Annotated in this window: 4 protein-coding genes; all 4 read left to right on the top strand. The window is 40.3% G+C overall.

Annotation, left to right across the window (positions count from 1 at the left end):
- The first annotated feature begins 131 nt into the window (after nt 1-131).
- The 4 genes from HUT38_04410 to HUT38_04425 all read left to right on the top strand — a co-directional run bounded on the left by HUT38_04410 (nt 132) and on the right by HUT38_04425 (nt 4,260).
- Nucleotides 132-1,172 (top strand): hypothetical protein, encoded by a 1,041-nt coding sequence (locus HUT38_04410; GenBank protein ID NUQ57695.1) that lies wholly within the window; start codon nt 132-134, stop codon nt 1,170-1,172.
- Between the two features lie 441 nt (nt 1,173-1,613).
- Nucleotides 1,614-3,278, top strand: a complete 1,665-nt coding sequence (locus tag HUT38_04415) for a bifunctional DNA primase/polymerase (protein ID NUQ57696.1) — start codon at nt 1,614-1,616, stop codon at nt 3,276-3,278.
- A 22-nt stretch (nt 3,279-3,300) separates the two neighbouring features.
- Nucleotides 3,301-3,642, top strand: a complete 342-nt coding sequence (locus HUT38_04420; GenBank protein NUQ57697.1) for a hypothetical protein — start codon at nt 3,301-3,303, stop codon at nt 3,640-3,642.
- 63 nt (nt 3,643-3,705) lie between these two features.
- The gene (locus tag HUT38_04425) at nt 3,706-4,260 is read left to right on the top strand and encodes a hypothetical protein (protein ID NUQ57698.1); all 555 of its coding nucleotides are present in this window, start codon (nt 3,706-3,708) and stop codon (nt 4,258-4,260) included.
- Nucleotides 4,261-4,476: the final 216 nt, after the last annotated feature.

Here is a 4,476-nt window from a genome sequence, read left to right on the forward strand (position 1 = left end):
ACGTAACCGGCAAGATGTTCATTGAGGATACCGAGGGATTCCTGACGGATGAGGGTTATAAGGCACTTGCAAATACAATAAAAAAGCAGAGACAGCATTCTTTCTTGGAGAGTCATGAGGAGAAATGACAGATGAAACCAGAAAAATTTAGTAAGGATGCGTTTGATATTTTAGTTGCTAGGCAAGGTTTAGCGGACGATGATGAATATAAGAGCGTTTTTGATGGGCTAGAAAAGGAATTTGATAAAGCATTACTGGAGCGTATTGAGAAGATAAAAAAACGATGCGTACTGCTGGTCGGTAAAGATATTGATATAGTCAGGAAAATTGCCTGTTACCTCTATTACAAAGGCGATACTTGGGGGTTCTATCATATCGACTGTCTGAATGAAAAAGATATTGAGAAGAAACTTCACTATTTTGAACGAAGCACATTATTTCTTGAAGATTTCAACACACAAGATCATGCCTTAATAAAACGCTTAGATGCTAGAATAAACGACATTCTCAGGTCAGACACAAAAACCCGATTTATAAAAGTTACTATAAACGGCGTCACAAGTACACCCAAAGGACTGCTAATAATCCACACCCGAACCGTTGACGATCTCCCGGAGTATTTTAAAAGGCTGTTTGATGTTGTAGGATTTGAATCTGAGAAGCGAAACGGAGCAAGGGCAGCTAAAATTATTCCTTTTCCAACACCGGCAGGGACTCAATGGCATGAAGTCAAAATAAGTTTCATCGACAACGAAAACGTTAAAATAAGCGCAAAGAATGTGACCGAACATAGGCATTATTCGGGGATGGGATTTAAGGACAGTAAAAGCGGTAAGCCTATATTTCTTTGGAAATTCCTAAAGGAACTTGCGTCTTTGAACGGTAATTTTACGAACTGTCCAGACAAAGGAAAAGGCAAGGTGAAGAAGTATTTTTCCGATCTGAGGAAGGCCTTAAGACAGATATTCAAAACTATCGAAGGCGATCCTATATCGTATAAAAAGACCACAGGATATGAGACTGCCTTTTTAATTGAAGATAAATCACATAATAGGGATTACGAGGAATCTATCAGAAGACATTACAAGGAATACGTACCACCAAAAAACACACATTGCAATTATAAAAACGAAGACGATTGCGAGGACAGCGATTTTGGTTTAGACGATTAGCATTTTATCCACCACAAAAACCACACAAAAGCCTTTGTCGGTGAATTTTCACCGATGAAGGCTATTTTTTTTGAAATATTTTTCACTTCCTTACCTTCCTTTATTTTCAAGCGTTACCAGTCAATTACCTTTTCTTTTTCTGGTGAAAAATACCCGTTTCGGTGAAATTTCACCATATAAGGGTAAAGAGTTTGTTTTTCTAATTCAATTATGAGGTAAAAAAATGACAGAAAAAAGTTTGTTGAACGAAAAGCTTTTTACACTATCTCAGGTTGTTGAAATGCTGAATGTTCCGAAACATCGCTTAATTTACCTTTTCGACAGCAGAAAGTTACGAAGCGAGGATTTTATAAGGTTGCCCAACGGTGAAAGAGTCTATCGGGAAAGCGATATTCCCAGGATTAAACAGGCATTGTTTGCGATTCAATCGAAAGGTTAGGCATGGCATCCCCACAAGTTGATTCTGCAATCGAATATTTTAGAAAAGGTTTTCCAGCAATACCAATGAGTCCGACCGACAAAAAGCCATTGGTGAAATGGGCTGAATTTCAAACCCGAATGCCTTTAAAACAAGAGATTAAGGAGATGTTTTCAAAATACCCAAAGGCCATGTGTGGTCTGATTACGGGCAAAATTAGTGGGATTTGCGTTATTGATTGCGATAGTCCGGAAGCCTGTGAAAAGATTGATTCCATGCTTCCCGAAATGTTTGAGACTCCAATTGCCGTGAGTCCAAGAGGCGGGCGTCATTATTATTTTAAATATTCAGAAGGCCTTCAAACTAAGGCAGCCGTTTTTCCCCAGGTTGATATTAGAGCAGAGGGCGGCGTGATTATCGCTCCCCCTTCTATCAATTTACAAGGCAAACAATATTGCTGGTTAACCGACCTCGAATTAACACGAGAGGTTTTGCAAGAAATGCCTGAGAGCTTGTACCGTATCTTAACTGAGACTCAGTCTCAACCCCCTGGCAAGTGTGCACGACCTTACGGGAGTGCACCATTAAATAATAATACATTATATAGCGAAAACACTTTGTCTATAGAGGGTGTCACGCAAACTGTCACGCATGAACCTCTTTTTAGTTTGGGGCGTAGAGACAACGATTTGTTTACACTTGCCAATTCCCTAGTAAAATCGGGCATGCCAGAGCGAGACATCTTCAGATACCTTGATTTTATTGTGCGTTCATGGGGTGAGTGTGACGAAACATGGATAAACACTAAGATTCAGAGCGCCTTGCAAAGGCAAGAAAAGCGGGAAAAATCGCTTTCCGAAGAAATTGAGGCATGGATCAGCGTGACAGAGCGTGACATTTGCGTGACAGATTGTGACAAAGAGTTAGGAATCGTGACAAAGCGTGACAGAGACAATCGAAGGCAGGTTTTTAAAAGATTGCTTGATCGTGGAATCATCGAAAGGGCGGGTAATAAGGAAGGTTTTTATCGCCGGGTGTTAAGGGATTACGAACCAATCGTCCTTGATGACGAGCCCGTACACCCTTTGTCATTAAAATGGCCGTTCAATATTCATGGGCTAGTAAATACCTTGCCAAAGTCTGTTGCCGTTTGTGCAGGTGAAACCGATGCGGGGAAGAGTGCTTTTTGTCTAAACTTCGCATTTTTGAACAGAGACGGCTTTAAAATTCGATATCTAACATCGGAAATGGGTAAGGAGGAAATGAAAAATCGAACTAAGCCAATGGATGTCCCGGTTTCGGAATGGAACAAAATTGAATTCATTGAAAGATCGTGCAACTTTGAGGATTTAATTCAACCTGACTCAATAACAATTATTGATTACCTAGAAAAGATGGAAAATTTTTACGAAGTGTCAAAGGACATCAAGAGGTATTTTGACCGTTTAAAGACTGGTTTTTGCTTAGTTGCATTACAAAAAAAGGCAGGTCTAGATTTTGGGAGAGGCGGCGATTTCTCGGCAGAAAAATCACGATTGTATTTGAGTATGTCGCCTGGGAAATTAAAAATTACGAAGGCGAAAAACTGGGTAAAACCTGATGTGAACCCAAATCGAATGGAATGCGAATTCAAACTTGTGGGTGGTATTAAATTTATCCAGACTTCAGGCTGGAGACGACCGGACTAACTTTTTTTAGGAGGCTAAAACAATGCTTATAACTGGTGATACTTTGCTTTCCCGTTTCCGGGAGCGGGAATCAAGGCGTGAGTCGATAAGACAAAAATTGACTTGGGAGACCATTGTCGCTATCGATCCCTTTTTTGATGATTTGCTACACGAGATTGAAGGCATAAAGCCGGGCGAAAGATTTTGCGCAAATGATACCTGGTACAAAAAATACAAGCCTATCATTCTAAACCGGGTGGGCTGGTATGCCCCTAACTATGTTCCGGAGATTTTAAAAATTGAGCGTGCCTATGATCTTGTATATCAAAGACTTTATGATGCGTTACCCGATTGTAAGGGTTGCGGGTGTTTTACAGGTTTTTAAACTTCTTATCTTTTTTTTACGGGTTTAACTTTTATCAGTCTTTTTTTTATGGAGGGTTAGAAAATGTCGAATATTGAAACAGCGAGGAAAAAATTTGAGGTAGCGAAAAAAAGGGTTGAAGATTGTCAAAAGGCAATCTTTGAACTGCAAAATCGGTATGATTCTCTTACGGAATCGATTCCACATTTACGCCGGGCGATTGAAGCATTAGAAAAGCGGGAAACCGAGGCGTTTGACAATTACGTTTTAGGCCAAATCACGGAAAAAGAATTGAAGACGGTCCAGGCAGATTGCCAAAAAATCCAGGCAAAGGAAATCGAAGCAAACAAAATGATTGAAGCGTTGGGCCGGGGCATTAAAAAAACCGAGAGCGATTTGGTTAAACTAAACACTGAATGCAACACGGCAAAGAGAGCTATTTGGGAATCAATCTCGAACGAACTCCGTGAGTCGATACCAGTTACAGTTTTCGAACAAATCAGCAAACTCGTGGTTTGCGGTGCTCAGTGTGGACAAACCCGACAATGGATTTTAGATTCGTTATTTCCGAACCTTCCTTCCGAGCGGTTTCAGGAAATTCGCAGGGAGCTATTAGAACAATATAAATTCGAGGATTAAAACCTGTGCCCATCAACCATCAGCCAGCACAGGCGGCGCCGTCTAGACCTCCAGGACGGCGCCATTCTTTAAACTTTTTTTTGAAAGGATAGTTATGGAAAACACGAAAAAATGTCTAGTTGGTTTGGATGGTTTTCAACATTATTGCCCGGATGATCCTGGGAATCATGAACCTTTATCAAAGATAAAGTCTTATCTTGAAAGAAAATTTGAGGG

Origin of the sequence: Candidatus Paceibacter sp., assembly GCA_013360865.1 — a bacterium.
Classification (GTDB): domain Bacteria; phylum Patescibacteriota; class Minisyncoccia; order UBA9983; family UBA9983; genus SURF-57.